We start from the raw sequence: 26,307 nt of genomic DNA on the forward strand, positions 1-26,307 counted from the left end.
CTAAAGCCCGGCCCACTCCTGGCGCCGCGCCAGCGCTTGCACCCACAGCGTGATCTCGCGCTGGTCAGTCTGCGTGCGCACTTCCTGGTAGGCCTGCTCGGCTTCGGGAAAGCGGCGGCGCAGCAGGTTCAGCCATTGCTTGAGGCGGCCTGCGCGCTGGCGCGGCTCCAGATCCTCGCAGACCATGTCCCAGAAACGCTGTACCTGCGGCACCAGATCGCTCCAGAACACCTGTGCTTCAACATGCTCTGCTGGCATCTGCCCGCCTTCCACGGCAGCGCGAATGGCCAGCGCCAGGCCTGGGTCGGCAACGATTCCCCGGCCCAGCATCAGATCGCCGCAGCCCGATTGCTCACGGCAGCGCAGCGCATCCTCCACCGTCCAGATCTCGCCATTGGCCACCACGGGCACGGTCACGGACTCGCGGATGCGCGGGATCATGTCCCAGTAGGCAGGCGGACGGTAGCCGTCGAGCTTGGTGCGGGCGTGGACGACGATTTCGCAGGCGCCACTGGCCTGCATGGCCTGGGCGCATTCGGTCATCAGGGCCGTGTCGTTGAAACCCAGGCGCATCTTTGCCGACACAGGCATGGCCGCCGGCACGGCAGCACGCACGGCACCCACCACGCGCGCGATCTGCTCAGGGTCCTGCAGCAGCGCAGCACCGCCGCCATGGCGGTTGACCACCTTGGCGGGGCAGCCGAAGTTCAGGTCGATGCCCTCCGGACCCAGGCGCGCCAGATTGGCCGCATTGGCCGCCATGCTGTCCGGGTCCGAGCCCAGCAGCTGCGCACGCACGGGCACACCGGCCAGCGTCCGGCTGCCGTTGTTGAGCTCCGGCATGGTGCGCAGGAACACCTTGTCGGGCAGCACGGTCCCCGTGACGCGGATGAACTCCGAGACACAGCGGTCTGCGCCGCCCACGCGCGTGAGCACATCGCGCAGCACGAAATCAAGCAAGCCCTCCATGGGCGCCAGCAACAGTCTCATCACCTATGTCGCGAGGCCTGCGCCCCGTCTTCCTGTTACAGATCAAACAATATTTCTGCGACCGGCATCGGCCGCCAGCCCCTGCAGATCAGAGCCCGCCCATGCGATGGCAGGCGATTGTGCCCTTGCCGCAGAGCATCGGTCGGACCAGTTGTCATGGCGTCTTCACGCCACGGTCATTCATGTAACGTGCAATCGGGGCTTGTCGGACTCCCTGCCCCCACCATGCTGCTGCAAAAAACCGCCAAGGCCCTTGAAGAGCTGCAGCCCGGCCGCCGCAGCCTGCCGCTGCGCGAGCGCTCGGTGCTGCTGATGGCCGATGGCCGCACCGAGGAGCAGTTGCAGCAGGTCCTGGGCGCACAGGCCGGCGAACTGATCGAACAACTGATCGCCAGCGGCCACCTGCAGCGCCTGGCTGGTCAAGCCGCCGCGCCACCGCCCCAGGCCCCCTCCATGGCACCGGCCGCTGCGAAGGAATCCAGCCCGCCCGGCCCCGCCGCCACGCTGAATCTTGCCGGCACACGCATGTACCTGTTCGATATGTGCGAGCGCATGTTCGCCAACCGCCATGAGGACAAGGCCCAGGTGCTGCGCCATCTGCTGCGCGAGGCGCGCGATCTTGAGGCACTGCAGGCCGCCGCCCTGCAGCTGCTGCAGACCGTGCAGGAACATGCGGGCGACGAGCGCGCCGATGCCCTGCGCGAGCGCCTGCGGCATCTGCTGCCCCAGGAGGCAGCGACGGCACAGGGCGTCTAGACGAAACGAAGGGTGGACGCGCGCGCGATCAGCGCGGCGCCAGGCGCCACAGCGAGGTGAGCTCGGCGGCGCGTGCCGCGTGCAGCGGATCGGTGGAGTCCGCAGCCTTTCCATGGCGCGGGCGGATGTCCTCGCGGCCCAGGACCTGCAGGCCTGCGGCATCGATCCAGCCCAGCAGTTCCTCGCGCGAGCGCAACTGCAGGTGCTCGGCCAGATCCGACAGAATCAGCCAGCCTTCGCCGCCCGGCAGCAGATGTGCAGCAAGGCCCTCGACAAAACCGCGCAGCATGCGGCTGCCTTCGTCATAGACGGCCTGCTCCAGCAAGGAGCTGGCCTTGCCCGGCAGCCACGGTGGATTGCAGACCACCAAGGCGGCCCGGCCTTCAGGGAACAGGTCGGCCTTGCGCAGGCTCACGCGCTGCGCCAGACCCAGCCGCTGCAGGTTGTCCTGCGCGCAGGCCAGTGCCCGGTCGCTCAGGTCGGTGGCCACCACCTGCCGCACGCCACGGTGCAGCAAGAGAGCGGAAAGCACACCCGTGCCCGTGCCGATATCCCAGACGGCGGCATCAGCCTGCTGGGCTGCGGCCGGCAGGGGCGCCTGCGCCACCAGATCCAGGTACTCGCCGCGCACCGGGGAGAACACGCCGTAGTGCGGATGAATGCTGAACTCCGGCATGCCCGGCACGGCCAGGGCCACGCCCTTCTTGCGCCACTCATGTGCGCCCAGGGCACCCAGCAGTTCACGCAGGGGAACGATCACGCTTTGAGCACCCTGGTCGGCTGGAATCTCGCCCCAGGCTTCGCGACAGGCTTCGCTCCAGTCCGGTGCGCGGCGCAGGGCGCAGTGCCAGCGGGTATCGAGCTCGATCATCACGCTGGACAGGATGCGCGCACGCTGCGCCAGTGCCTGGCGGTGCAGGTGGAAGGCGTGGGGAAAGACCGGCTTGGCGTCTTCCTTGCCGGCGCGGCGCTGGCGCGCCTTGGCGGAAGTCTCACGTGCGGGTTTGTCGAGGCGGCGGCCCAGGGCCGACAGCAACTGCCGGGCATTCTGGAAATCGCCACGCCACAGCATGGCCTGGCCTTCGCAGGCCAGGCGGTAGGCGCTGTCGGCGGCCAGGCTGTCGTCAGCGATGACGATGCGGCGCGGTGCGGTCATGGTGCTGTCCGCCCGCCACAGGGCAACATGGGTGGCCTCGTGCTCCTGCCACTGCAGCAGGGACCAGTTCTGGGAAGAGGACAAGGCCTGCTGCTCCGTGAGTGATGGGTGGATGGTTTGGCGAATCGATCAGTTCAGTGCGCGCTTGAGCCGCACTTCCTCGATCTTGAGAGCGCCGACCTGGGCCGTCTTGGCGGTGGACATTTCGCGCTTGAAGCCGGCGAGCTCATGGAAGCGCAGCGCGCGTTCATTGCGCAGCGGCACCCACGAGGTGACGTTGGTGCAGCCTTCTTCGAGCAGGCCGTCGCGTGCGGCGTCCCACAGGGCCACGCCCACACCCTGATTCCAGTGCGTGGGAGAGGCATAGATGGCCCAAATTTCACCGGTGGTCTGGCGCGACTTTTCATCGCGCGAGCGGTCGAAACCGACGAAGCCGACGATCTTGTCGCCGTCGATGGCGACCTGAACCTGGGGTTCGCAAAATTCGATGGCTTCGCGCCAATAGGCCTGGCGTTTTTCTACCGACGACATGCTCTTGAGCTGGTCATCGGGAACCAGACCGCGATAAGCCTCCATGGCGGAAGCAGTATGGATCTGGGCAATCGCTTTTGCATCGCGGAGAGTGGCTGGACGAACCTGGATACTAGACATGGAAAAACCGAAACGAAAACAGGTGAAAATAGAAGGGCGTGATTTTCACAGGAATCGCGCTTTTTGCGTGCGTTGCGGCTCTTAGCCATGCACGCAAGTACGGCTGTGCTCGTTTTCTTGCCCTCGGCATTGGGATGTGCTATGTGCTCTCCAAAAAAGAGCAGCTGGCGCACGCGACACAAGGCTTGGCAAGGAATCAGTTGACAATTTCTCACGATGCAGGCAAGCCCGGCAACAGCGAGAAATCACCCCCTCGCTCACAGCCAGCGGCGCATCAACTCCATGATGCGGTCGAACCTTGCGCCATAGGGCGGATACAGCATCGAAGCCCCCGACCAGCGCGACTGCACGAACACCGCCTTCTGATGGCTCAGCCGTGCAAAGCCCTGCTCCGAATGGTAGGCACCCCAGCCGCTGTCGCCCACGCCGCCGAAGGGCAGGTTCTCGTGGGCGAAGTGCAGCAGGGTGTCGTTGACCGTCACCCCGCCGCTGATGGTGCGTGACAGCACGGCATCACGCACTTTCTCATCGCGGCCGAACCAGTACAGCGCCAGCGGCCTGGGCCCCGCATTGATGGCCGAGACCACGTCATCCAGCCTGTCGTAGCTGATCACGGGCAGGATGGGGCCGAAGATCTCCTCCTGCATGAGCTGCATCTGGCTGGTGGCATTGAAGACCAGGGCCGGCGCCATCTGGCGCTCCACGGCATCGCCCCACGCCATGTCGGCGTTCTCCTGGCCGGCTCCGCCATCCTCCATCCACTCGACATGCGCCCCCATGCCCTGGGCCTGGCGCAGCATCTGCCGCAGGCGCGCCAGGTGGCGCTTGGTGAGGATGGCCGCATAGTCCGGATTGCCGGCAAAGCGCGGGAACAGCCGCCGCGCCGCGGTGCGAAAGGCCTCGGCAAACTCCGCCTCCTGCCCGCGCGGCAGCAGCACGTAGTCGGGGGCGATGCAGGTCTGGCCCGCATTGACGAGCTTGCCATGCGCGATCTTGAGCGCGGCCTCCTTCAGGTCGCAGTCGGTGGAGATGATGCAGGGCGACTTGCCACCGAGCTCCAGCGTCGTCGGCGTCAGGTGCGCCGCCGCCGCCTGCGCCACGCGACGGCCCACGGCAGTCGAGCCGGTGAACAGCAGATGGTCGAAGTGCAGGCCCGAGAACTGCGTGGCGATGCTCACATCGCCTTCGATGACGGCGAATTCCTCGGGCGCGAAAAACTGCCCCACCAGCGCCGCCAGCTGGGCCGATGTGTGCGGCGTGAGTTCGCTGGGCTTGAGCATGACGCGGTTGCCCGCCGCCAGGGCCGTGATGGCCGGCCCCAGCGCCAATTGCACCGGATAGTTCCACGGGGAAATCACCCCCACCACGCCCAGCGGCTGGCGCTCTATCCAGCCCCGGCCGGGCATGAGCATCAGCGGCGTTCGCACCCGCTGGCGCCCCGACCAGCGCGACAGATGGCGCAGCGTGTGCTTAAGCAGGTTGCGCAGCACGAACAGCTCCACCATTTCGGTCAGCCGTGGCGAACGCATGCCGAAGTCGGCCTGCACGGCGGCAGCCAGCACGGGGCCGTGTTCGTCCAGCAGCTTTTGCATGCGCAGCAGGCGTTCGCGGCGTACCAGCAGGGGCACGTCCACCTGCGCCCGGCTGGCCTGGTACTGAAGGTCGAAGACGCGGTGGAGATCCAGCTGGGTCATAGGCTCAATGGTAAGAAGACACTTGCATGCGCCGCATTCCAAGGATGCGTCGCGGCACATGTTGGCATGCAGCCGCAGGAAAAAAAAGGGAGCCTTGCACGGGCTCCCGAGGGTTTCAGACTATACGGGCCGCCACGCGCGGCCTGGGCACGAAGATGCGCAGGCCGCGTAAAGGCTGCAGCAAGACGCTTCAGGGCTCGCGCACTTCACGGGGCTGAACGTCGGTCACCTCGCCCGCACCCGGCAGTACGCCGGCACCGGCGCGGCGGCCACCGCCCTCGGCAGCGCCATAGGCGCGCTGGGGACGCTGTGCCATCCACTCGGAGCCGGAGCGGTACACGGTCTGCCAGCCCGCCCGCGGGCTCATGCGCATGGCCCAGGGCATCACCGGCTGGCCGGTGAGCCTTGCCCACAGCGCTCTCACGGCCCAGACCAGGGCCAGCAGCGCCGCGGCGGTCAGCAGGCTGACAAAGAAGACCAGGCCCACAAGCATCAGCAGGATGCGAACGGCCCAGCGGGTCAGGGTGGCGACAAAATCGTTCAAAGCAAAGCCTTTCTTGGCTGGCCCGGTGCGTCAGGCGGGGTCTGCCGCATCGAACCGGAATACGCCCGGCTCCTGTACCGGGTCCACATGTACCGCAATCGTGCTCTTGGGCGGGAAGCGCCCTTCGAGCAGCAGTTTCGACAGCGGATTCTCGATCCGCTGCTGTATCGCGCGCTTGAGCGGCCGGGCCCCGAAAACGGGATCGAAGCCCACCTTGGCCAGTTCGGCCAGTGCCTGGTCGGACACCTGCAGCGCAAGGTCCATTTTCTCCAAACGACGCTCCAGCAGCTTGAGCTGAATCCTTGCGATCGACTCGATATTCTTCGCGTCGAGCGCGTGGAAGACCACGGTTTCGTCGATGCGGTTGAGGAATTCGGGTCGGAAATGGTTCTTGAGTTCCCCCCAGACCGCATCTTTCACATCATCGTAATCCTCGCCGACCATGGCCTGGATCAGCAAAGAGCCTATGTTGCTCGTCATCACGATGACCGTGTTCTTGAAGTCCACGGTGCGGCCCTGGCCATCGGTCAGGCGACCATCGTCCAGCACCTGCAGCAGCACGTTGAACACGTCGGGATGGGCCTTTTCCACCTCATCGAGCAGCAGCACGCTGTAGGGCTTGCGGCGCACGGCCTCGGTCAGGTAGCCGCCTTCCTCGTAGCCCACGTAGCCGGGCGGCGCACCAATCAGGCGGGCCACGGAATGCTTTTCCATGAACTCGCTCATGTCGATGCGCACCAGATGGTCCTCGCTGTCGAACAGGAAGCCGGCCAGCGCCTTGCACAGCTCGGTCTTGCCCACGCCCGTGGGGCCCAGGAACAGGAAGGAGCCGGTAGGCCGGTTGGGATCGGACAGGCCCGAGCGCGAGCGGCGAATGGCATTGGCCACGGCCGAGATGGCCTCGTCCTGGCCGACGACGCGGTCATGCAGCCGGTCTTCCATGCGCAGCAGCTTGTCCTTCTCGCCCTGCATCATCTTGGCCACGGGAATGCCGGTGGCACGGCTGACCACTTCGGCAATTTCCTCGGCGCCGACATGGGTGCGCAGCAACCTGTGGGCGGGCGCGCCGCCCTGCCCCTGCTCGTTGGCCTGGGCTTCGTTGAGCTGCTTTTCCAGCGAGGGCAGCTTGCCGTACTGCAGCTCGGCCACCTTGTTGAAGTCGCCCTTGCGCTTGAGCTCCTCGATCTGGATGCGGATCTGGTCGATCTCCTTGCGGATCTGCTCGGAGCCCTGGGCGCTGGCCTTCTCGCTCTTCCAGACCTCTTCCAGGTCGGCGTACTCGCGCTCCAGGCTGCCGAGTTCTTCCTCGATCAGTTGCAGGCGCTTTTGCGAGGCCTCGTCCTTTTCCTTCTTCATGGCCTCGCGCTCGATCTTGAGCTGGATCATGCGGCGCTCGAGCTTGTCCATGACCTCGGGCTTGGAGTCGATCTCGATCTTGATCTTGGCCGCCGCCTCGTCGATCAGGTCGATGGCCTTGTCGGGCAGGAAGCGGTCGGTGATGTAGCGGTGGCTCAGCTCGGCCGCAGCCACGATGGCCGGGTCGGTGATGTCCACGCCGTGGTGGGCCTCGTAGCGCACCTGCAGTCCGCGCAGGATGGCGATGGTGTCCTCCACGGAAGGCTCTTCGACCAGCACCTTCTGGAAGCGCCGCTCCAGCGCCGCATCCTTTTCGATGTACTTGCGGTATTCATCGAGCGTGGTCGCACCGATGCAGTGCAGCTCGCCGCGCGCCAGGGCCGGCTTGAGCATGTTGCCCGCGTCCATGGCGCCGTCGGCCTTGCCGGCACCGACCATGGTGTGGATCTCGTCGATGAACAGGATGATGCGGCCCTCTTCCTGGGCCACTTCCTTGAGAACGGACTTCAGCCGTTCCTCGAAGTCGCCACGGTATTTGGCGCCGGCCAGCAGGCCCGCCATGTCCAGCGACAACACGCGCTTGTTCTTGAGGCTTTCGGGCACCTCGCCGGCCACGATGCGCTGGGCCAGGCCCTCGACAATGGCGGTCTTGCCCACGCCGGGCTCGCCGATCAGCACGGGGTTGTTCTTGCTGCGGCGCTGCAGCACCTGGATGGAGCGGCGGATTTCGTCGTCGCGGCCGATCACCGGATCGAGCTTGCCGATGCGCGCGCGCTCGGTCAGGTCCATGGTGTATTTCTTGAGGGCCTCGCGCTGGCCTTCGCCTTCGGCGCTGTCCATGGTCTGGCCGCCGCGCACGGCGTTGATGGCCGACTCCAGGCTGGAGCGCGTCACGCCGCTTTCCTTGAGCAGTTGGCCTGCGCGCGTGGAAGAGCCGCTGCTGTCGGTCAGCGCCAGCAGGAACAGCTCGCTGGCAATGAACGGGTCGCCGCGCTTGAGGGCTTCCTTCTCGGTCGCCTGCAGCAGCCGGCCCAGCTCGGAGCCGACCTGCACCTGGTCCTGGTGCTGCACGCGCGGCAGATCGGCCAGGGCCTTCTCGGCCGCGGCCTGCAGCTGGCCCACGTTGGCGCCGGCGCGCTGCAAGAGCGAGCGCGGACCATCGTCCTGGCGCAGCAGCGCCACGAGCAGGTGCAGGGGTTCGATATTGGATTGGTCACCGCCCAGGGCCAGCGTTTGCGCGTCGGCCAGGGCTTCCTGGAACTTGGTTGTCAGTTTGTCGATTCGCATGGTGTTTCTTTTCGCTCCTGAAACAGGGTCATTGCGATTTATCTGATACCGGCAGGGCAAATTTCAAGCCATGCCCGGCCTGCAAGGACAGACGCTTGCGCCAGATCAAGGCCGGCGAGGCCGGCCATCCTTCTCAAGCATTGCGCTGAAAGATCGAGAACTGCGTAGGCGTAACGCCCAAATGCGCCCGGAAGCTGCGTCCCAGGTGGCTGGCGCTGGAAAAGCCGCAATCCAGCGCCAGCTCTGCCAGCGGCGGCACGTTGCGCGCAGACAGGGCACGCCGTGCCCGAGCCAGGCGCTGCTGCAGCACCCATTCGTGCACCGTGCAGCCCATGCTCTGGCGGAACATGCGTGCGAAATGGAATTCCGAAAGGCAGGCCTGTCTCGCCAGTGCCGGCAGCGACACGGCCTTGGAGTCATGCAGATGCGCCTCGACATGGGCCAGCACCCTGCGCCGCATGGCCGCAGAAAGCCCGCCCAGCGGCCGCTGCAGCGCCTGCAGCTGGCGCGGCGTGGCGGACTGCAGCACCAGCCGGTCCACCAGCTGCTGGCCAATGGCATCGGCCGCCAGTTGCTGCTGCGGGTCCTGCCAGTCCAGCCGCATCAGCGCACGGGCACCGGCGTGGAAGGCCTGATCATCCCCGTAGATCTGCGCACGCAAGGTGCGCGAGCGGGGCTCGGCATCCAGCATGCGGACCACGCGCCCCGCCCAGGCCAGGTCGGACACATACAGGTGCAGGAACTGCACGGGCGAGCGCACCAGCCAGTGCGATTCGTCCTCTGGCGTGAAGATGCAGATGCGCCCCGGCGCCCCCATGGCCTCGGGCCGCGCCTTGAGCTGCGAGCCCTCGCCCCCGGCCAGGTAGACCGACAGCGTGTGGTGACCGGGCTGGCAGTAGCGCACCTCGTCGTCCACATTGGCCCAGACGGCCAGCTCCACCCCTTCGCTCAGGCGCACGCGCCGCTGCAGCCGGGCCTTGGAGCGTGACAGCACCTGGCACAGGTGGCTGGAGGGCAGCTCGGGCAGCGGCGTGGGCGTCATGGCAGCGATTGTGGTCCCGCAGCCATACCGACGCATGGCGCCAGGCCATCAAACCGCAGGAATCTGCCATGCCCGCCCAGCCTGCGGCGCCATCATCACCGGCCATGACTGCCACCCTCTATGCCCTGGTCGTGCTGATCTGGGGTTCGACCTGGATCGCCCTGAAGCTGCAGCTGGGCGCCGTGCCCGTGGAGCTGTCCATTGCCTACCGCTTTGCGCTGGCCGCCGTGCTGATGTTCGCCTGGCTGGCCTGGTCGCGGCAGCTGCGCGTGCCCCGCGGCCCGGCGCTGCCGCGCGTGCTGGCGCAGGGCCTGTGCCTGTTCAGCTTCAACTTCGTGTGCTTCATGCATGCCAGCGAGACGCTGGCCAGCGGCCTGGCCGCCGTGGTGTTCTCCAGCTCCAATCTCTGGAACGCGCTGCTGGCGCGCATCATCCACGGCCGCAGGCTGGCTCCCCATGTGCTGGCCGGCAGCCTCTTTGGCCTTGCAGGCCTGGTGGCGCTGTTCTGGCCCGAGCTGCGCGCAGGCCGGCATGCCAGCCTGCCTGGCCTGGCCTGGGCGGTGCTGGGCACGCTGTGCTTTTCCTGCGGGAACATGCTGTCTGCTTCGCTGCAGTCCATGGGCTGGCGGCCCGCACAGACCAATGCCTGGGGCATGCTGGCCGGCACGCTGCTGCTGACCGGCTATGCGCTGGTGGCGGGCCTGCCCTGGCGCTTCGATGCCAGCTGGACCTATGTGGGCTCCTGGCTGTACCTGGCCATTCCAGGCTCGGTGATTGCGTTCACGGCCTACCTGACCCTGGTGGGTCGGCTGGGCCCGGAGAAGGCGGCCTATGCGACGGTGCTGTTCCCCATTGTTGCGCTCAGCATCTCGGCCCTGTTCGAGGGCTATGTCTGGACGCCGCTGGCCGTGGGCGGGCTGCTGCTGGTGATGTTCGGAAACCTGCTGGTGTTCCGCCCGCCGCAATGGTTGCGGGGTGCTGCGCTCAAGGCCTGAAGCCCCGCCGCCTCACTGGCGCCAGCGCGCCAGCGCCTCTTCGTCGCTGACGCGCGCATCCACCCAGCGAGCGCCCTCGGGCGTTTGCTCCTTCTTCCAGAAAGGCGCCAGCGACTTGAGGTAGTCCATGATGTATTCGCAGGCCTGAAAAGCCATGCCCCGGTGCGATGCGGTGACGGCCACGAGCACGATCTGGTCCAGGGGCTGCAGCGGACCGATGCGGTGGATGACGCGCGCGCCATGGATGCCGAAGCGCTGGGCCGCCTCGTCGATGATGGCCTCGATGGATTTCTCGGTCATGCCCGGGTAGTGCTCCAACTCCATGCTGGCCACGGCGGCGCCCTCGTTGCGGTCACGCACCGTGCCGATGAAGCTGCAGACCGCGCCCACGCGCGCGTCGCCGCCGCGCAGGGCGGCGAGTTCGGCCGATACGTCGAAATCCTCGGTCTGGATGGATACACGGGCTGCTTGCATGCCCGCATTGTCGCAGGGCGGGGGCGCACCAGGGCGCACCAGGGACTGGCGAACGCGGTAGCATTGCCCTCCCCCGCCGCCGGCCTTTTGCTGCGGCGGGCCATGCATGGCCACACTCACGATCACCACCCCCGAATACACGCTCTACCCGTCGCCGCGCAACGAGCAGCGCGTGGTCTACGAGCACCAGCTGTTCGTGTCCCATCCCTACACCATCATCCATCTGCCCGACTACAACTTCCGCGGCAAGGCCACGCTGTTCGCAGCCCACCGCCTGGCCGACGGCAAGATGGGCCAGCTCGTGAGCTGCGAGTTGGCCGAGGACCTTGCACGCTTCGAGCGCCTGTTCGAACCCGATTGAGGCGCGCCATGGACGAGACCAGCCAGATACAGCCGCCGCCGAGCTTTGCCGCCCTGTATGCCGACCGGCACGGCCGGCTCAAGGCATCGATTGCAGACGTGGTCGGGCGCTATGAACTGTGCGAGGACCTGGCCAGCCACCTGGTCGAGCAGGCGCAGACGCTCTATCACTCCGGCAACTCCTCGGAGCAAGGCGTGCTGCTGGGCATGCACGCGGGCCTGGCGGCCGAGGGCTCCATCGTCAGCCCTGGCGAGGCGCGCTGGATCGTGCAGCGCCTGGCCGAGCTGCTGGAGTGGCAGGCACCGTTGCTGCCCGATGCATCACCCCCTCCCGGCGCCGACGGCGCAGCCTGAAGGCCACCACCCAGGCGCTCAGGCGCGCTACACTGCGCGCCATGCCTGCAATCTTTGCCTTCCCCACATGCCACGGTGATGCCGTGCGCCTGTGCCTGGGCAAAGCCTGCAAACCCCAGCTCGTCTGACCGGAGCTGAGGTTCCGTCCAGATGAGCGACGGAACCGGCCCGGCAGCCTCCATCTCCCCTTCCCGTATCCCTTCAGGCGCCTGCCTTTCCGCCCTCGGTCTGGCCGGTGGCTGCGTCCGGTCGTTCATTGTTTGAATCACCCGAAGGGATCTTCCATGTCTTTGCCTTCCACCACCTCGCCGCAAGCCCGATTCCAGGGGCTGTGGCTTCCGCTGGTCACGCCCTTTCTTCCTGGAGATGAGGCGGCGGTGGACCACGGGGCTCTGCGCGCCCTGGTGCAGCACTACAACGCCACCGGCATCGCCGGCTACGTGGCCTGCGGCTCGACCGCCGAGGCCGCCGCGCTGAGCGAAGCGGAGCACGATGCCGCCCTGTCCACCATCCTCTCAGCGGCCCAGGGCATGCCCGTGGTCATGGGCGTTTCGGACTGCCACCTGGGGCATGCGCTGGCCCGCGTTCAGGCACTGAACGCCCTGCCGCTGGCCGGCATTCTGGTGCCCGCGCCGCATTACATACGCCCGTCGCAGGCAGGCCTGCTGCAGTGGTTCACGGCGATTGCCGAGCGCAGCGCCCATCCGGTCATCGTCTACGACATTCCCTACCGCACCGGCGTGGTGCTGGAGCTGGCCACGCTGCGTGCGCTGGCCGCCCATGAGCGCATCGTGGCCATCAAGGATTGCGGGGGCGATGCCGCCAAGACCCAGGCGCTGATCGCCGATGGGCAGCTGCAGGTGCTGGCTGGCGAAGACGCGCAGATCTTTTCCACGCTGGCCCTGGGCGGTGCGGGAGCGATTGCTGCCAGCGCGCACGCGCATACACGGCACTTCGTCGCGTTGATGCAATGTCTGGAGCGTGGCGAACTTCCCGCTGCCCGCGCGCTGTGGCAGCCGCTGCAGCCGCACATCGCCGCCTGCTTTGCCGAGCCCAATCCCGCACCCATCAAGGCCTTGCTGGCGCAGCAGGGCCGAATGCGGGCAACGCTGCGGGCGCCCATGCAGGCTGCATCGGCCGCGCTGGCGCAACGGCTGGCCGGGATTCAGCTGCCGCCGCTGCCGTCTGCAGACGGTGTTGCAGAGCGCAGGTCGGCATAGCGGTTCAGGATGCGTTGCACCTGACCGTGCGTCCACTCGCCGCCCCGGGCTGCGGCAATGCCGCGCGCATTGAGTTCGGAGGCCATGGCGCGGTGCGTCAGCCCGCGCGCCTGCAGTTCGGCGAACAGCGCCTCATGCTGCTGGGCGAAGGCATCGGCCGTGGATTTGCGCTTTTCCACGGTGGCGCGCAGGTTGTCTGCGCCTGCGCGGCCCAGTTGCACGCCGCGCGCCTTGGCTTCGGACAGGGCCTTGCGCGTGCGCGCGCTGATGGCCTGGTCCACGGGCTTGTCGGTGGTCATTTGGGTCAACCTCCGGTCACGGGAGGGAAGAAAGCCACCTCGTCCCCCTGGCGAATGGCGGCACCGGCATCGCACAGGACCTGGTTCAGCGCCATGCGCACGGCCTTGCCAGGGGCCAGCGCTTCGGCGGCTGCACCGCCACGCGCAATCAGTTCCTCACGCAGCGCGCCCACGGTGGCGGCCTCGGTGGACAGGGTTTCGCTGCCCGTGCCCAGGGCTTCGCGGATGGAGGCGAAATAGCGCACGGTGATGGTGATGGCGACGGCCTGGCTCATGACAGCAGCTCCGAAAAGGCGATGAAGCGCACTCGGTCGCCCGGCGCAATGGCCTGGCCCGGCGGGTTGTCCACCACGCCATCGCCCCAGGCCGCCGAGGTCAGCACGCCCGAACTCTGGTTGCGGAACAGCTCCAGCCCGCCGCTGTCGTTGTAGCGCACGCGCAGGAATTCGCGGCGCTTGTCCCCGCGCGGCCAATGGAAGTCGGCGCGCACCTCGACCGAGCGCGGCAGCGCCTGCTGCACGCCCTGCAGGCGCAGCACGAAGGGGCGTACCAGCAAAAGGAAGGTGACAAAGCTGGAGACCGGGTTGCCGGGCAGGCCGATGAAGTGGGCAAAGCCTTCGCCCTCGCGGTTCACACGGCCATAGGCAAAGGGCTTGCCGGGCTTGACGGCGATCTGCCAGAGGTCGAGCTGGCCCAGCGCCTGCACGGCGGGCTTGACATGGTCCTCTTCGCCGACAGAGACCCCGCCGCTGGTCAGGATCAGGTCATGCGCGCGGGCCGCCTCGCGCAAAGCATCCACAGTGGCTTCGCGCCGGTCGGGGACGATGCCGAAGTCGGTGACCTCGCAGCCCATGCGCTGCAGCAGGGCGCGAAGGAAGAATCGGTTGCTGTTGTAGATGCTGCCGGGCGGCATCTGCTCGGGCGCCACGGTGCCCGGCATGACCAGCTCGTCGCCTGTGGAGAACAGGGCCACGCGCGGCTTGCGTGCCACGCGCAAAGAGGCCAGGCCGATGCTGGCGGCCAGGCCCAGCTCGGCCGGCGACAGGCGCGTGCCGGCCGCGATGACGGTGGCGCCGCGCCGGATGTCTTCGCCCGAGCGGCGTATCCATTGCCCGGCCTCGGGCCGCGCCTTGATGCGCACGCGACCGTCTTCCAGGACTTCGCAGTCTTCCTGCATGACGATGGCATCGGCACCTTCGGGCACCGGAGCGCCCGTGAAGATGCGCGCCACCGTGCCCACGGCCAGCGGCTGGCCCACGGCGCCTGCGGGTATGCGCTGCGAGACGGGCAGCTCGGCATTGCCCTGCGTGCATTCGGCGCTGCGCACGGCGTAGCCGTCCATGGCACTGTTGTCCTGGGGCGGCACTTGCAGCGGAGAGACGGCATCGGCCAGCAGCACACGGCCATCGGCATCGAAGCTGTCCACGGTGTCATCGCCGGCCAGCGGCAGGGCCTGGGCCAGCAATTCGGCCAGCGCTTCGTCAAGGGGCTTGAGCGGGGCTCGCATGGTGTTTTCCTAATTTCGAGGGAGGCCTGGGGCACGGTAGCGCAGTTGCTGCGCATGCTCCAGCAGCCATTGCAGTATCTGCCCTGGCGCATTGAGATCGAGCACGGGCTGGCGCGGCGGCTCTGGCAGGCGCTGCGGTGCGTCGGTGGCAATGGCCAGCACATGGGGGTCGTGCGGATACAGGGGCGCCTGGGTCTTGCCGGCGCTGGCGCGCTCGGGCTGATCGCGCCAGATCTCTATTTTGGGCAGGTCGGCGTGCTTGAAGCCTTCGACCAGCACCCAATCCACGCGCGGATCGAGTTCGGCCAGCATGTCATGCACCGACAGCTCCGTGGGACGGGGGAATTCGCGCATCAGCGCCAGACGGCGATCCGAGGCCAGCACCACTTCATAGGCGCCCGCCTTGCGGTGGCGCCAGCTGTCCTTGCCCTCGTGATCGACATCGAAATGGTGGTGGGCATGCTTGACCACCGAAACGCTGAGCCCCTGCGCACGCATCAGCGTGATCAGGGGCTCCACCAGGCTGGTCTTGCCCGAGCCCGAGTAGCCGGCGAAGCCTATGACCTTCATCGCCATGCACTCCTGCTGCGGACCTTTGGGCAGCCCGGCTGCCGCATCAGTCGCAATGCCGGGCGATATAGGCCTTGACCTGCTCGGCGTCGGCCGGCAAGTCGGTCACGCGCTTGGGCAGGTCCTCGATGCCTTCGAACTTGGCCGGGCGATCGGGCAGGCGGCCCAGGGCTTCCTCGATGGTGGCGGCGAACTTGATGGGCAGTGCCGTCTCCAGCACGATCATGGGCACGCCGGACTGCAGCTGCTCGCGCGCCACCTTGACGCCGTCGGCCGTGTGCGTGTCGATCATGGTGCCGAAGCGCTCGAAGGTATCGCGGATGGTGGCCAGGCGGTCGGCATGCGTGCTCTTGCCGCTGACGAAGCCGTAGCGGGCAGCAGCTTCCTGGAACAGCGGGTTGCCGCCCAGGTCGAAGCGGCCCTGGCGCGCCACGCCCTCGGCGAACAATTCGCGCGTGGCCTGGCCATCACGGCCCAGCAGGTCGAACACGAAGCGCTCGAAGTTGCTGGCCTTGGAGATGTCCATCGAGGGGCTCGAAGTCTCGTAGGTATGTTCGCTGCCGCGCACCACATAGGCGCCTGTGCGGAAGAACTCGTCGAGCACATCGTTCTCGTTGGTCGCCACCACCAGGCGCGCTATCGGCAGGCCCATCTGGCGCGCCACGTGGCCGGCGCAGATGTTGCCGAAGTTGCCGCTGGGCACCGTGAAGCTGACCTTCTGGTCATTGCTCTGCGTGGCCTGCAGGTAGCCGGCGAAGTAGTAGACGACCTGGGCCAGCAGGCGGGCCCAGTTGATCGAGTTGACCGTGCCGATCTTGTACTTCGCCTTGAAGGCGTGGTCGTTGGAGACAGCCTTGACGATATCCTGGCAGTCGTCGAACACGCCCTCGATGGCGATGTTGTGGATGTTGGCGTCCTGCAGGCTGAACATCTGGGCCTGCTGGAAGGGGCTCATGCGGCCGCGCGGGCTGGTCATGAACACGCGCACGCCCTTTTTGCCGCGCATGGCGTACTCGGCCGCGCTGCCGGTATCGCCGCTGGTGGCCCCCAGGATGTTGAGTTCCTCGCCACGGCGGCCCAGCTCGTACTCGAACAGGTTGCCGAGCAGCTGCATGGCCATGTCCTTGAAGGCCAGCGTGGGGCCGTTGGACAGGGCTTCGAGCCACAGGCCGTCTTCCAGCGGGCGCAGCGGCGTGATCTCGGCCGTGCCGAACACCTGCTGCGTATAGGTCTTGGCGCACAGGGCGCGCAGATCCTCGGCCGGGATGTCGTCGATGTACAGGCTCAGGATCTCGAAGGCCAGGGCAGCGTAGCCCTGCTCCTTGTAGATGCTGCGCAGCTCGCCCAGGCGGGCGGCATCGATCTGCGGATAGTGCTCGGGCAGGTACAGCCCGCCATCGGGCGCCAGGCCCTCGAGCAGGATGTCGCAAAAGCGCTTGCGGTCCGCGTGGCCGCGCGTGGAAAGATAAAGCATGTCGCTTCCTCGTCAGTATTCTGTGAGACGGGGCGCGGCCGATGCCAGGGATGCCGAGCAAGGGCCGCCCCGCAGCGAGGGCGTCGTCCCCCTCCCGCGTGCGAGAGAGGGGGAAGCGGCGCAGCCGCTCAGGGGGTGTCTTAGTTCAACTCTTCCTTGCGGATGCGGTTGATAGGGGCCAGCACCGTGGGCAGTTGCTGGATCTGGGCCAGGGCCGTGTCCATATCGCCTTCGCGCGTGGCATGGGTCAGGATGATCAGGTCGGTCTGCGGCACGCCCTGGCTGCCTTCGCTGTCGCCGCTCACTTCGCCGGCCTCTCGCTGCAGCAGGGCGTCGATGCTGATGCCCATGCCCGCGAGGATGCTGGTGATCTTGGCCAGCACACCGGCTTCGTCGGCCACGCGGATGCGCAGGTAGTAGCTGGTGACCACCTCGCTCATGGGCAGCACGGGCAGCTCGCCACCTGCGGCGACCAGCGTGTTCGACTGGAAGGCCAGCGGGGGCACGCGGTGCTCGGGATCGGCCGTGTGCAGGCGGGCGATGTCCACCAGATCGGCGATCACGGCGCTGGCCGTGGGCTCGGAGCCCGCGCCCTTGCCGTAGTACAGCGTGGTGCCAACGGCATCGCCATGGACGACGACGGCGTTCATCGCGCCTTCCACGTTCGCGATCAGGCGCTTGGTCGGCACCAGGCTGGGGTGCACGCGCAGCTCGATGCCCTTGTCCGTGCGCTTGGTGATGCCCAGCAGCTTGATGCGGTAGCCCAGTTGCTCGGCGTACTTGATGTCGGCTGCAGACAGCTTGGTGATGCCTTCCACATGCGCCTTGTCGAACTGCACGGGAATGCCGAAGGCGATGGCGCTCATCAGCGTGACCTTGTGGGCGGCGTCCACGCCTTCGATGTCGAAGGTCGGATCGGCTTCGGCGTAGCCCAGGCGCTGGGCTTCCTTGAGCACCACGTCGAAGTCCAGGCCCTTGTCGCGCATTTCGGACAGGATGAAGTTGGTCGTGCCGTTGATGATGCCAGCCACCCACTGGATCTGGTTGGCCGTCAGGCCTTCGCGCAGCGCCTTGATGATGGGGATGCCACCGGCCACGGCCGCTTCGTAGGCCACCATCACGCCCTTCTCGGCGGCGGCCTTGAAGATTTCGCTGCCATGCACGGCCAGCAGGGCCTTGTTGGCCGTGACCACATGCTTGCCAGCGGCAATGGCTTCCAGCACCAGGGCCTTGGCAATGCCGTAGCCGCCGATCAGCTCGATCACCACGTCGATCTCGGGATTGGCGATGATCTCGCGCGCATCGCCGACCACCTTGGCCGTGTCGCCCACGACGGAGCGGGCGCGTTCCGTATCCAGGTCGGCCACCATGGCAATCTCAATACCGCGGCCCGCACGGCGGCGGATCTCTTCCTGATTGCGCTGCAGCACGTTGAAGGTGCCGCTGCCCACGGTGCCAATGCCCAGAAGGCCTACTTGGATCGGTTTCATAAACTACTTGCCAGTCAAAAAACGCTGCGGCGCCCAGAGGGTGCGCGCCGGCAGCCGGTAAAAAGCAATGGCCGGCGGAAGGCCCTCTCCTCCACCGGCCCGCACAGCTCAGCCGCGGTCCGTGCCGTGGCGCTTGCGGTATTTCTCGAGGAACACTGCGAGACGGCGGATGGCCTCGCGCAGGTCGGTGTCGTGCGGCAGGAAGACGATGCGGAAATGGTCGGGGTGCGGCCAGTTGAAGCCTGTTCCCTGCACCAGCATGACCTTGGTCTCTTGCAGCACTTCCAGGAAGAACGCCTGGTCATCCTTGATCGGGTAGATCTCGGGGTCCAGGCGCGGGAACATGTACAGCGCGGCTTGCGGCTTGACGCAGCTCACGCCGGGGATTTCTGTGATCAGCTTGTGGGCCAGATCGCGCTGCACGCGCAGCCGGCCGCCCTCCTGCACCAGCTCGTCGATGCTCTGGTGGCCGCCCAGCGCCGTCTGCACGGCCCATTGGCCGGGCACATTGGCGCACAGGCGCATGTTGGAGAGCATGTTCAGGCCCTCGATATAGTCCCGGGCCGCCTTCTTGTCGCCCGAGACCACCATCCAGCCGGCGCGGTAGCCGCAGCTGCGATAGGCCTTGGACAGCGAGTTGAAGGTCAGCGTCAGCACATCGGTGGACAGGCTGGCGAGCGGCGTGTGCACCACGTCGTCGTACAGCACCTTGTCATAGACCTCGTCGGCAAAGATCACCAGCCCATGCTCGCGGGCCAGCGCCACGATGCTTTGCAGCAGCTGCTTGCTGTACAGGGCGCCCGTCGGGTTGTTGGGATTGATGACGACGATGCCCTTGGTGCGCGGCGTGATCTTGGCGCGGATATCGTCCAGGTCGGGCATCCAGCCGTTGGACTCGTCACACATATAGTGCACGGGCGTGCCGCCCGACAGGCTGGTGACGGCGGTCCACAGCGGATAGTCGGGCGCCGGCAGCAGCATCTCGTCGCCGTCGTCCAGCAGCGCGTTCGTGGCCAAGCTGATCAGCTCGGATGCGCCATTGCCCAGGTAGATATCGTCCAGTGTCACGCCCAGGATGCCCTGGCGCTGGGTCTCATGCATCACGGCCTTGCGCGCTGCGAAGATGCCCTTGCTGTCCGAGTAGCCTGCCGAATTGGGCAGGTTGCGGATCATGTCCTGCTGCACTTCCTCGGGGGCATCGAAGCCGAACACGGCCAGGTTGCCGATATTGAGCTTGATGATCTTCTGCCCGTCCTCTTCCATCTTCTTCGCCGCGTCCATGATGGGCCCGCGGATGTCATAACAGACGTTGGCTAGTTTTGCGGATTTGAGAACGGTTTTCATGCTGAGAATATGAAAGTGGCCGGCGCGGGCTTGCGGCCTTCATGCACGCCAAAGTGCCCCATGCACCCTGGTGAAACCTATAATTTGACCACAGTTCCGCAATGCAGCATCGCCCTGGCCCCGGCCATGTGGCGGCCACCCCCATCGCGCAGACCGCGCCACCCTCATCCATGAAATTCCACGCCGACAAATCCGAAGCACAGAGCATCACGGGCTATGGCCCCGGCTGGGTCGCCGTGGACAGGGAAAAATTCGAGCACAGCCTGCTGGTAGGCGCCAAGGGCCTGCGCCAGGCCTGGGACTGCGTCCGCTTCGAGGACCTGACGCCCGAGCACTTCGAGGCGCTGTCCCAACTGGATGCCGAGGTCATCATCCTGGGCAGCGGCCAGCGCAACCGCTTCCCACCGGCGGCCTGGCTGCGCCCCCTCATGGCCCGGCGCATAGGCCTGGAAAGCATGGACACGCAGGCCGCGTGTCGCACCTACAACATCCTTGCCAGCGAAGGCCGTAACGTCGTCGCGGCCCTACTCTTGGAGTAGACTCCTGCCCCCCTGATTGGGTGAAATCCCGTTTTCAGGGTAAAATTGCAGGTTGCGGTTGGGGGCATTTCCGATAAAAGCAAAAACACAAACACGGCCCTCGGCATTTCAACGACTACACCCGAGAGATATAAGCGCATGGCGATCGTTGTCAACAAACCCCTTCCCGAATTTGAAGCCAACGCTACCGGCGGGATCAAGGTGACCAACACCTCCCACACGGGCCAGATTCTGATCCTGTATTTCTACCCAAAGGACAATACGCCTGGCTGCACCACTGAAGCCATGCAGTTCCGCGACAAGTACAAGGACTTCGTGAAAGCTGGTGCCACCGTGTTTGGCGTCTCGCGCGACAACATGAAGTCGCACGACGATTTCAAGGAAAAGCTGGAACTGCCGTTCGAGCTCATCGCCGATACGGAAGAGAAGATGTGCCACATGTTCGGCGTGGTCAAGAACAAGATCATGTACGGCAAGAAGGTGAAGGGCATCGAGCGCTCCACCTTCCTGGTGGGCACCGATGGCCTGCTGGTGCAGGAATGGCGCGGCCTGAAGGTCCCCGGCCACGTTGACGAGGTGCTCAAGGCTGTCAAGACCCTGAAGGCACTGAAGCAGGCCGCCTGATAGCGACAATCTGACAGGCGACAAAGCGCCGGCCGACATATTCAGGCCATCAGCCTATGCATAATGGGACGATGCCTCTTAGCAAAGACGCTTTTCCCTGTCACCCCACCAAAGCCGCCTCGGTTTCCAGGCGGCTTTGTGCTTTTTGATCCCTGTTGAGGAACGGTTCGTCCACTATGCCCCTGCCCCCCGCACCCGGCCGCCGTGCCGCCAAGCTCTCCCCCGAAGCCTTTCTTCCCGTGCGCGGTGCCCAGCACGCAGACCCCCTGCCCGCTGACGATCTTCCCGATGCAGCCGAGGCCGTAGCTGCCGCCGCGACGCGCAAGCGCAAGCCGGCCACGGCCCCCGCCTCCAACAACACCGCCACAGCCGCAAAGCCCGCACCGGCGCGCGGCCGCAATACCAAGCCCGCATCACCGGCACCGGCTCCTGCGCCCGCGACTGCAGCCCCTGCCAATCGGCAGCGCCGCGCAACCGACAATTCCAAAGCAACGGCAGCGCCGTCCAGCGCCCGCTCGGCCAACAGGTCCTCCACAGAAGCCAAGCCCGCAGCACTGCTGGCAGCGCCGGTTCGCCCACGCCGCACGCGCACAGGGCCGAAGACGCTGTTCGTGCTCGACACCAACGTGCTGCTGCACGACCCGACCAGCCTGTTCCGCTTCGAGGAACACGACATCTTCCTGCCCATGGTGGTGCTGGAAGAACTCGACGGCCACAAGAAGGGCATGACCGAAGTGGCGCGCAACGGCCGCCAGGTCAGCCGCACGCTGGATTCGCTGGTCGCCTCCCAGCCCTCCGAAACGCTGGACAAAGGCCTGCCGCTGAATGCCACGGGCCAGCGCAGCGCCACGGGAATGCTGTATTTCCAGACGGAACCGCTGGAAACCTCGCTGCCCGACAGCCTGCCCCAGGGCAAGGCGGACAACCAGATCCTGGGCGTGGTCGCCGCGCTGCGCAAGAAGTTCAGCGAGCGCGAAGTCGTGCTGGTGTCCAAGGACATCAACATGCGCGTCAAGGCACGCGCGCTGGGCCTGGCGGCCGAGGACTACCAGAACGACAAGGTTCTGGACGATGGCGATCTGCTGTACGCAGGTGCCCTGGCCCTGCCCCAGGACTTCTGGGCCAAGGCGGGCAAGAACGTCGAGAGCTGGCAGGAAGGTGCCATCACCTACTACCGCATCAGCGGCGCCATCGTCGACCAGCTGATGATCAACCAGTTCGTCTACCACGAGGCTCCGGGCGAGCCCAGCCTGTTCATGCGCGTGACCGAGATCCGCGACAAGACGGCCGTGCTCAAGACGCTCAAGGACTTCGGCAACCCCAAGTACGCCGTCTGGGGCGTCACGGCGCGCAACCGCGAACAGAACTTCGCGATGAACCTGCTGATGAACCCGGACATCGATCTGGTCACGCTGACCGGCACGGCCGGCACCGGCAAGACCCTGCTGGCCCTGGCTGCCGGCCTGTCCCAGGTGCTGGACGACCGCCGCTACACCGAGATCATCATGACGCGCGCCACGGTGAGCGTGGGTGAGGACATCGGCTTCCTGCCCGGCACCGAGGAAGAGAAGATGGGCCCCTGGATGGGCGCCCTCGACGACAATCTCGAATTCCTGGCCAAGGGCGATGGCGGCAATGCCGGCGAATGGGGCCGCGCCGCCACCAATGAACTGATCCGCAGCCGCATCAAGATCAAGAGCATGAACTTCATGCGCGGCCGCACCTTCCTGAACAAGTACGTCATCATCGACGAGGCCCAGAACCTGACGCCCAAGCAGATGAAGACCCTGATCACGCGCGCCGGCCCCGGCACCAAGATCATCTGCATGGGCAATCTGGCGCAGATCGATACGCCCTACCTGACCGAAGGCTCCTCGGGCCTGACCTACGCCGTGGACCGCTTCAAGGGCTGGCCGCACAGCGGCCACATCACGCTGGCGCGCGGCGAGCGTTCGCGCCTGGCAGACTTCGCCAGCGAGGTGCTCTAAGCCATGGCGATCAGCTGGATCACCGCGTTGAAGCTGGTGCCCTGGGGCGATGTCATCGAGGCCACGCCCCAGGTCGTCAAGGCCGCCAAGAACCTGCTGCGCAAGAAGGACGCTGCGCAGGAGCTCGATGCACAGCATCCTGCGGCCGTCGAGCCGCTGGCACCGCCGCGCTCGGCTGGCGAACAGGCGCTGCAGCTGATCCAGGCCCAGGACGCACGCATCGTGCAACTGGAACAATCCCAGCGCCAGTCGCTGGAGTTGATCGAAAAGCTGGCGGAGCAGAACGCCCAGATCGTGGCCACCGTGGGCGCGCTGCGCACGGGCGCCCAGCGGCTGGCCTGGGCATGCGCCATCCTTGGCGTCTGCGTGGCGGGCCTGCTGATCCAGGTCTGGCGCATGTAGATCGCCAACCACCCAAAGCAAACGGCCCCTCGGGGGCCGTTTTTCATTGCGGGCACAAAGCCCGGGTATCCCGATCAGTACTCGTCGCCGCCACCGTAGCCCACAGCCAGGTTCTCGAAGCGCGTCTGGTTCTTCTGGAAGAACACCTTCACCGTTCCCGTGGGACCGTTACGCTGCTTGCCGATGATGACTTCGGCAATGTTCGGCTCCTTGCTGTCCTTGTTGTAGTAGTCATCACGGTAGATGAACATGATGATGTCGGCATCCTGCTCGATGGCGCCCGATTCGCGCAGGTCGGACATCATGGGACGCTTGTCGGTGCGCTGCTCCACCGAGCGGTTGAGCTGGGACAGGGCAATCACCGGGCACTGCAGTTCCTTGGCCAGCATTTTCAGGCCCCGCGAAATCTCGCCCAGCTCGGTCGCACGGTTGTCGGAACTGGCAGCCGAGCCCGAGCCGCTCATCAGCTGCAAATAGTCCACCACGATCAGGCCCAGCTTGCCGCAGGTGCGCGCCAGGCGCCGCGCATTGGCGCGTAGTTCCGTGGGGGACAGGCCCGGTGTCTCGTCGATGTGCAGGGACACCGTGCGCAGCCGCTCGATGGCTTCCGTCAGGCGCGGCCACTCGTCGTCGTTGAGCTTGCCCGTGCGCAGATTGCCCTGGTTGACGCGGCCGATGGAGCCGACGATACGAACCGCCAGCTGGGCCGCGCCCATTTCCATGGAGAAAATGGCGACCGGCAGGCCCTCGTTGAGTGCCACATGCTCGGCGATATTCACCGCAAACGAGGTCTTGCCCATCGAGGGACGGGCAGCCAGCACAACCAGGTCACCGGCCTGCAGGCCGCTGGTCATGCGGTCCAGATCGACGAAACCCGTGGGCACGCCGGTCACGTCCATGGGGTTGTCGGCCATCTCCTGGACACGGTCCAGCAAGTCCACCACCAGCGTGTCGAGCGACTGGAAGCCCTGCTTGTTGCGCGCACCCTCCTCGCCGATGGCCAGGATCTTCTGCTCGGCCTCGTCCAGGATGCGATCGACCGTCTTGCCCTGCGGATTGAAGGCATTGGTGGCGATGTCGTCGCTGGCGGTCACCAGTTTGCGCAGGATGGAGCGCTCCCGCACGATCTCCGCATAGCGCCGGATGTTGGTGGCGCTGGGCACGTACTGCGCCAGCTGGTTCAGGTACAGCAGGCCGCCGATTTCCTCGGCCTTGCCCATGCTCTGCAAATGCTCGTAGACCGTGATCACGTCGGCCGGCTTGCTGCCGTTGATCAGCTTGCCGATCGCCTCGTAGATCAGCTTGTGCTCATGGCGGTAGAAATCACCATCCACCAGCAGATCGCCAACACGCTCCCAGGCGTTGTTGTCCAGCAGCAGCCCCCCTAGAACGCTGGACTCGGACTCCATCGAATGCGGCGGCACGCGCAACTGGGCCACCTGCTGGTCGCCAGCAGGCAGCGGTGCGAACGCATCATCGAGATCGAGCGGGGGCATTACGGACGACATGGAATTCCTGGAGATGAGCCCGCCATCGTAGCGGCTGGCAAAAGGCCGCGCCACCCGGCGTCATCACCCTGGCACGGCAAAGCAAAAAGCCGCCCTAAGGCGGCTTTTTGGTGATACGGGACAAGCCCCGGATCAGGAGTGGTCGCCGTAGACCGACACCGTCACTTCGACGCTGACGTCGGTGTGCAGTGCCACGACCACGGTGGCGTCGCCCACGGTCTTGATGGGACCGTTGACCAGGCGAACTTGCGACTTGGCAACGGCAAAGCCGGCCTTGGTCAGTTCTTCGGCGATGTCGGCGTTGGTCACCGAGCCGAACAGGCGGCCGTCAACGCCAGCCTTCTGGGTCAGCTTGACGTTTGCGCCGTTGAGCTTTTCGCCCAGTTGCTGAGCAGCAGCCAGCTTTTCAGCCGCTTGCTTTTCCAGTTCGACGCGCTTGGCTTCGAACTCGGCCTTGGCGGAAGCCGTGGCACGACGGGCAGCGCCCGTGGGGATCAGGAAGTTGCGGGCGTAGCCGTCTTTGACCTTGACGATGTCGCCGAGGCCACCGAGGTTCACAACCTTGTCGAGCAGAATGACTTGCATGGTTGTATTCCTTAGATCTTGTGCTGGTCAGAGTAAGGAACCAGAGCCAGGAAGCGGGCGCGCTTGATGGCCGTGTTCAGCTGACGCTGGTAGATGGCGCGCGTGCCGGTCAGGCGAGCGGGCACGATCTTGCCGTTTTCACCGATGAAGTCACGCAGGGTGTCCACATCCTTGTAGTCGATTTCTTCGACGCCGGCGACGGTGAAGCGGCAGAAGCGCTTGCGCTTGAACAGCAGCGACTGCGTGTTGCGCTTGGGGCGCTTGTCCTTGTTGAATTTCTTGAACGTGGCCATTTCTGGACCTCTTGAAAATTAGTTTTGTTGAATGTCCTGGATGTGGAAAACCAGCAATTTGCCGTTGCGAGGCGTTGCCAGGAAGCCTTGGAACTTCCACTGGCTGCCGAGCGCCTGGCGGGCCAGCTTTTCAGCCAGCGCGCCAAAGGCCACCGCCTTGACAGATGCCGTCACGCTGCGTTCGCTTCCTGCTTCCTTTTGCCGCGACGCGTGTTCGAGTCGCAGTTCAAGGGCGGGCAGCCCTGCCGGCGTGTAGCGCAGTGCTTGAAGCTCTGCGATGGCGGCCGTCAGTGCAACGTGGTTCTCCACTCCTTCAGGTTCTGAAAGGGCTGGGCTCAGGCCTGTTCGGTCTGGCTGGCCTTGCGGGCTTCTTCACGCTCGACGGTCTTCATCATCGAGGAAGGCGCAGTGTCGGCCTTCTTCTTCTGAACCGTCAGGTGACGCAGCACGGCATCGTTGAACTTGAAGGCATGCTCCAGCTCAGCCATCACAGCCTGGTCGGCTTCGATGTTCAGGCACAGGTAGTGGGCCTTGGCGAGCTTGTTGATCATGTAAGCCAGTTGGCGACGGCCCCAGTCTTCTTCGCGATGGACCTTGCCACCGCCAGCGGTGATCATGCCCTTGTAGCGTTCCAGCATGGCGGGAACCTGCTCGCTCTGATCCGGGTGGATCAACAAAACGATTTCGTAATGACGCATATCGACTCCTTTTGGGAAAACGCCGCCCACTGCGTCTTGTAGCGGTGCGGCAAGGCAAAGCATTGGATTCTAGCGCAGCCCTCTTCCATCTGTACACTCCGCACTGC

General features: G+C 65.8%; 29 protein-coding genes. 9 read left to right on the plus strand and 20 right to left on the minus strand.

Going from position 1 to position 26,307, the window contains the following annotated elements; genetic code table 11:
• Positions 1-990, minus strand: a complete 990-nt coding sequence (locus INR38_RS06890; protein ID WP_207441934.1) for a tRNA-dihydrouridine synthase — start codon at positions 988-990, stop codon at positions 1-3.
• Between the two features lie 225 nt (positions 991-1,215).
• Here INR38_RS06890 and INR38_RS06895 point away from each other — a divergent pair, with 225 nt between their 5' ends.
• A complete protein-coding gene (locus tag INR38_RS06895; RefSeq protein WP_207475786.1) occupies positions 1,216-1,746 on the plus strand; it encodes a hypothetical protein in 531 nt (176 codons plus the stop codon).
• Positions 1,747-1,774: 28 nt separating this feature from the next.
• On the opposite strand, the gene INR38_RS06900 is transcribed toward INR38_RS06895, so the two are convergent.
• The 6 genes from INR38_RS06900 to INR38_RS06925 all read right to left on the minus strand — a co-directional run bounded on the left by INR38_RS06900 (position 1,775) and on the right by INR38_RS06925 (position 9,476).
• On the minus strand, positions 1,775-2,986 hold the full coding sequence (locus tag INR38_RS06900; RefSeq protein ID WP_207444217.1) for a class I SAM-dependent methyltransferase: 1,212 nt from the start codon (positions 2,984-2,986) through the stop codon (positions 1,775-1,777).
• A gap of 45 nt (positions 2,987-3,031) precedes the next feature.
• Positions 3,032-3,553, minus strand: a complete 522-nt coding sequence (locus INR38_RS06905; RefSeq protein ID WP_013801040.1) for a GNAT family N-acetyltransferase — start codon at positions 3,551-3,553, stop codon at positions 3,032-3,034.
• Between the two features lie 257 nt (positions 3,554-3,810).
• Positions 3,811-5,307, minus strand: coding sequence for a coniferyl aldehyde dehydrogenase (locus INR38_RS06910; protein WP_207444218.1), 1,497 nt, complete (start codon positions 5,305-5,307; stop codon positions 3,811-3,813).
• Positions 5,308-5,437: 130 nt separating this feature from the next.
• Complete coding sequence (locus INR38_RS06915) at positions 5,438-5,791, minus strand: hypothetical protein (protein WP_012207005.1); 354 nt, start codon at positions 5,789-5,791, stop codon at positions 5,438-5,440.
• A gap of 30 nt (positions 5,792-5,821) precedes the next feature.
• Positions 5,822-8,434 carry an ATP-dependent chaperone ClpB gene (gene clpB, locus INR38_RS06920; RefSeq protein ID WP_207444219.1) on the minus strand — a complete coding sequence of 871 codons (2,613 nt, stop codon included), beginning with the start codon at positions 8,432-8,434 and terminating at the stop codon, positions 5,822-5,824.
• Positions 8,435-8,567: 133 nt separating this feature from the next.
• A complete protein-coding gene (locus INR38_RS06925; RefSeq protein ID WP_207444220.1) occupies positions 8,568-9,476 on the minus strand; it encodes an AraC family transcriptional regulator in 909 nt (302 codons plus the stop codon).
• Positions 9,477-9,580: 104 nt separating this feature from the next.
• Between INR38_RS06925 and INR38_RS06930 the strand changes: the two genes are divergently transcribed.
• The gene (locus INR38_RS06930; RefSeq protein ID WP_242698982.1) at positions 9,581-10,471 is read left to right on the plus strand and encodes an EamA family transporter; all 891 of its coding nucleotides are present in this window, start codon (positions 9,581-9,583) and stop codon (positions 10,469-10,471) included.
• Between the two features lie 12 nt (positions 10,472-10,483).
• On the opposite strand, the gene INR38_RS06935 is transcribed toward INR38_RS06930, so the two are convergent.
• A complete protein-coding gene (locus tag INR38_RS06935) occupies positions 10,484-10,945 on the minus strand; it encodes a molybdenum cofactor biosynthesis protein MoaE (protein ID WP_197944071.1) in 462 nt (153 codons plus the stop codon).
• Positions 10,946-11,051: 106 nt separating this feature from the next.
• On the opposite strand from INR38_RS06935, the gene INR38_RS06940 reads away from it, so the two are divergent.
• From INR38_RS06940 to dapA, 3 genes are all read left to right on the plus strand, one after another.
• On the plus strand, positions 11,052-11,306 hold the full coding sequence (locus INR38_RS06940; protein WP_012207010.1) for a hypothetical protein: 255 nt from the start codon (positions 11,052-11,054) through the stop codon (positions 11,304-11,306).
• Positions 11,307-11,314: 8 nt separating this feature from the next.
• On the plus strand, positions 11,315-11,659 hold the full coding sequence (locus tag INR38_RS06945; protein ID WP_012207011.1) for a hypothetical protein: 345 nt from the start codon (positions 11,315-11,317) through the stop codon (positions 11,657-11,659).
• Between the two features lie 284 nt (positions 11,660-11,943).
• Positions 11,944-12,879 (plus strand): 4-hydroxy-tetrahydrodipicolinate synthase, encoded by a 936-nt coding sequence (gene dapA / locus INR38_RS06950; RefSeq protein WP_207444222.1) that lies wholly within the window; start codon positions 11,944-11,946, stop codon positions 12,877-12,879.
• Here the strand turns inward: dapA and INR38_RS06955 are convergent.
• From INR38_RS06955 to INR38_RS06985, 7 genes are all read right to left on the minus strand, one after another.
• Positions 12,825-13,178, minus strand: a complete 354-nt coding sequence (locus INR38_RS06955; RefSeq protein WP_207444223.1) for a recombinase family protein — start codon at positions 13,176-13,178, stop codon at positions 12,825-12,827. The genes dapA and INR38_RS06955 overlap by 55 nt on opposite strands.
• Positions 13,179-13,183: 5 nt before the next feature.
• Positions 13,184-13,453 carry a molybdopterin converting factor subunit 1 gene (gene moaD, locus INR38_RS06960; protein WP_207444224.1) on the minus strand — a complete coding sequence of 90 codons (270 nt, stop codon included), beginning with the start codon at positions 13,451-13,453 and terminating at the stop codon, positions 13,184-13,186.
• Complete coding sequence (gene glp, locus INR38_RS06965) at positions 13,450-14,685, minus strand: gephyrin-like molybdotransferase Glp (RefSeq protein WP_207444225.1); 1,236 nt, start codon at positions 14,683-14,685, stop codon at positions 13,450-13,452. The genes moaD and glp overlap by 4 nt, the downstream gene beginning before the upstream one ends.
• Before the next feature lie 9 nt (positions 14,686-14,694).
• On the minus strand, positions 14,695-15,255 hold the full coding sequence (gene mobB, locus INR38_RS06970) for a molybdopterin-guanine dinucleotide biosynthesis protein B (RefSeq protein ID WP_034396637.1): 561 nt from the start codon (positions 15,253-15,255) through the stop codon (positions 14,695-14,697).
• A gap of 46 nt (positions 15,256-15,301) precedes the next feature.
• Positions 15,302-16,729: a threonine synthase gene (gene thrC / locus INR38_RS06975; protein WP_192366271.1), complete on the minus strand. Its 1,428-nt coding sequence runs from the start codon at positions 16,727-16,729 to the stop codon at positions 15,302-15,304.
• Between the two features lie 140 nt (positions 16,730-16,869).
• A complete protein-coding gene (locus tag INR38_RS06980; protein ID WP_012207018.1) occupies positions 16,870-18,219 on the minus strand; it encodes a homoserine dehydrogenase in 1,350 nt (449 codons plus the stop codon).
• A 108-nt stretch (positions 18,220-18,327) separates the two neighbouring features.
• Positions 18,328-19,563 (minus strand): pyridoxal phosphate-dependent aminotransferase, encoded by a 1,236-nt coding sequence (locus INR38_RS06985; protein ID WP_013801028.1) that lies wholly within the window; start codon positions 19,561-19,563, stop codon positions 18,328-18,330.
• Positions 19,564-19,733: 170 nt separating this feature from the next.
• Here INR38_RS06985 and INR38_RS06990 point away from each other — a divergent pair, with 170 nt between their 5' ends.
• From INR38_RS06990 to INR38_RS07005, 4 genes are all read left to right on the plus strand, one after another.
• Complete coding sequence (locus tag INR38_RS06990; RefSeq protein WP_012207020.1) at positions 19,734-20,102, plus strand: Mth938-like domain-containing protein; 369 nt, start codon at positions 19,734-19,736, stop codon at positions 20,100-20,102.
• A gap of 138 nt (positions 20,103-20,240) precedes the next feature.
• On the plus strand, positions 20,241-20,726 hold the full coding sequence (locus INR38_RS06995) for a peroxiredoxin (protein ID WP_013801026.1): 486 nt from the start codon (positions 20,241-20,243) through the stop codon (positions 20,724-20,726).
• A gap of 176 nt (positions 20,727-20,902) precedes the next feature.
• Positions 20,903-22,714 carry a PhoH family protein gene (locus tag INR38_RS07000; RefSeq protein WP_207444226.1) on the plus strand — a complete coding sequence of 604 codons (1,812 nt, stop codon included), beginning with the start codon at positions 20,903-20,905 and terminating at the stop codon, positions 22,712-22,714.
• A gap of 3 nt (positions 22,715-22,717) precedes the next feature.
• Positions 22,718-23,116: a hypothetical protein gene (locus INR38_RS07005; protein ID WP_013801024.1), complete on the plus strand. Its 399-nt coding sequence runs from the start codon at positions 22,718-22,720 to the stop codon at positions 23,114-23,116.
• Positions 23,117-23,190: 74 nt separating this feature from the next.
• Here INR38_RS07005 and dnaB read toward each other — a convergent pair whose 3' ends face one another.
• The 5 genes from dnaB to rpsF form a co-directional block, all read right to left on the minus strand.
• Positions 23,191-24,624 (minus strand): replicative DNA helicase, encoded by a 1,434-nt coding sequence (dnaB, locus tag INR38_RS07010; protein ID WP_012207024.1) that lies wholly within the window; start codon positions 24,622-24,624, stop codon positions 23,191-23,193.
• A gap of 132 nt (positions 24,625-24,756) precedes the next feature.
• Complete coding sequence (rplI, locus tag INR38_RS07015) at positions 24,757-25,209, minus strand: 50S ribosomal protein L9 (protein WP_013801023.1); 453 nt, start codon at positions 25,207-25,209, stop codon at positions 24,757-24,759.
• An 11-nt stretch (positions 25,210-25,220) separates the two neighbouring features.
• Complete coding sequence (gene rpsR, locus INR38_RS07020; RefSeq protein WP_012207026.1) at positions 25,221-25,502, minus strand: 30S ribosomal protein S18; 282 nt, start codon at positions 25,500-25,502, stop codon at positions 25,221-25,223.
• An 18-nt stretch (positions 25,503-25,520) separates the two neighbouring features.
• Positions 25,521-25,811 carry a primosomal replication protein N gene (gene priB / locus INR38_RS07025; protein ID WP_012207027.1) on the minus strand — a complete coding sequence of 97 codons (291 nt, stop codon included), beginning with the start codon at positions 25,809-25,811 and terminating at the stop codon, positions 25,521-25,523.
• Positions 25,812-25,837: 26 nt separating this feature from the next.
• Positions 25,838-26,200, minus strand: coding sequence for a 30S ribosomal protein S6 (gene rpsF, locus INR38_RS07030; RefSeq protein ID WP_012207028.1), 363 nt, complete (start codon positions 26,198-26,200; stop codon positions 25,838-25,840).
• Positions 26,201-26,307: the final 107 nt, after the last annotated feature.

The organism is Delftia sp. SD018 (assembly GCF_017355445.1).
GTDB classification, from domain to species: Bacteria; Pseudomonadota; Gammaproteobacteria; order Burkholderiales; family Burkholderiaceae_C; genus Comamonas; species Comamonas acidovorans.